The organism is Pueribacillus theae (genome assembly GCF_003097615.1).
Taxonomy (GTDB): domain Bacteria; phylum Bacillota; class Bacilli; order Bacillales; family UBA6769; genus Pueribacillus; species Pueribacillus theae.
Map to the genome: position 1 here is coordinate 1 of NZ_QCZG01000093.1, position 2,197 is coordinate 2,197.

Sequence of the window (2,197 nt, forward strand, 5' to 3'; positions counted from 1 at the left end):
AGTTTTATGTTTGCTTTAACGGCATATAGTTTTATACGACAATTATTTTCGGGAGGTCTAACATGCTCCCTACTTTTGCAGGAACTTTCAAGAACAAACAACCTAAAACCGCCCTACTTTTGCAGGAACTTTCAAGAACAAACAACCTCCCTACTTTTGCAGGAACTTTCAAGAACAAACAACCTAAAACCGTTGGTACTGTAACTAGTATCAGCTTTTTTTATTTTGTTTTTATGTCATATTTTTGTGGATTAATATGGATTATTATGGTATAATTTAGTTATTATTCTTTTCCTAGGGGGCGTTCTCATGTTTCTTCGAAAAATGAAAAACAAGAAAACAGGACGGACTTATTTATCGATTGTACATAGCTATCGTGATAAAGAAACAAAGAAGACGAGATCCAAAACCATTAAGTCCCTTGGCTACCTTGATGAATTAGAAAAAGAATACGATGATCCGATTAGTTATTTCGAGAAAGAGATTGCGCAAATGAATAAGCAACAGGAAGAAGAACGCTCCTCTATCTCTATCAATCTCGAAAAAGGACAACGAATTCAAGTGGATGAAACAAATCGTAAAAACTTGGGATATGCCGCATTAAGCAAGATCTATCACGAACTTGGCATCCATACCTTCCTGATTAACAAGCAGCGCCATACAAAAAATGATTACGATGCCAACAGTATCATGAAACTGCTTGTGTTTGCGCGCTTGCTTTATCCTGCATCCAAAAAGAAAACTTATGACAACAAAGAACTATTTTTTGAGAAAACGGATTTCTCATTAGATGATCTCTATCGCTGTCTATCTTTTTTTAATAAGCATAAGGACGCACTCCAACTATGGATCCATGAACGAATAAAGGAACAGCACGGCCGCAACACGAGCCTGGTCTACTATGATGTGACGAATTATTATTTTGAAATTGATGAACAGGATGAATTAAGAAGAAAAGGGGTTTCTAAAGAACACCGCCCTGACCCAATCGTGCAAATGGGATTATTCATGGATACGGACGGCATTCCCATTACATACGGGCTTTATTCAGGAAATACGCTCGATAAGCAAACCTTGATTCCGATGCTTGGAAACATCCAGCGCAATTTTTCGCTTGGCAAAACCATTGTTGTCGCAGATAAAGGAATGACTACAGGAGACAACATCTGGTATACGCTTTCCGCCAAAAATGGGTATATCCTGAGTTATTCCATCCGTGGAGCCAACCAGAAGTTTAAAGAGTATGTACTCGATCAGAATGATTACCGTTCCATCGGAGATGATTTCAAAATTAAATCAAGACTCTATCCAAGAGAGATTACGGTTACCGCAAAGAGTGGCAAAAAGATAAAAAAGACAGTAGATGAAAAACAAGTCATCTTTTACAGTAGGAAGTACGCTTTGAAAGCAAAAGCTGACCGCGCAGCCGCATTGGAAAAAGCGAAAGATCTCATCAACAATCCTTCGAAATATAATAGGGCAACGGCGTTCGGGGCTGCTAAATATGTAAAGAATCTAACGTTTGATTCGAAAACTGGTGAGATACTTAACAGTGCCAAACAATCATTGTTTTTTGATGAGGAAAAGCTGAGGAAGGAAGAAGAATTGGATGGCTACTACGCCATTTTGACGAGTGAATATCAAGAATCCGATGAACGAATTGTAGAGATATACAGAGGGCTGTGGAAAATTGAAGAATCATTTAAGGTAACGAAAAGTGATTTAGAAAGCCGACCGGTCTATCTTTCAAGGCAGGAACACATCGAAGCTCATTTCCTTACCTGCTTTGTCTCGCTTGTCATCGCAAGATTATTAGAGTACCGATTGAAAGGAAAGTATTCGATTACTACCGTGCTTGATAGCCTAAGAAAGGCTTCCTGCAGCCATATACAGGAAAATTATTATCTGTTTGATCATTATGATGAGGTGCTTTCCGATATAAAGAAGGAAATGGGCATCGATTTGGGGAAAAAATGCTTGTCATTGGGAGAAATAAAAAAAATTTTAGGAGCAGTCAAAAAAGAGTAATTTACACTACAACTTTCTGACAAACAAAAACAGCCAAAGAATCAGCAGTCATGCGGGTTCAAGGCTGTTTTTTATTCACTTTAACTGCAAAAGTCAGGTTACATTATATAGGAAGATTCGCTTTTATGCAATCTTTTCATATTTTAATATTCAATTTTTCCTCCCCTCT

At 37.8% G+C, this 2,197-nt stretch carries 2 protein-coding genes; both read left to right on the forward strand.

Going from position 1 to position 2,197, the window contains the following annotated elements:
• Positions 1-62: 62 nt before the first annotated feature.
• Positions 63-275: a hypothetical protein gene (locus tag DCC39_RS18715; protein WP_116556394.1), complete on the forward strand. Its 213-nt coding sequence runs from the start codon at positions 63-65 to the stop codon at positions 273-275.
• A 34-nt stretch (positions 276-309) separates the two neighbouring features.
• On the forward strand, positions 310-2,028 hold the full coding sequence (locus tag DCC39_RS18720; RefSeq protein WP_116556395.1) for an IS1634 family transposase: 1,719 nt from the start codon (positions 310-312) through the stop codon (positions 2,026-2,028).
• Positions 2,029-2,197: the final 169 nt, after the last annotated feature.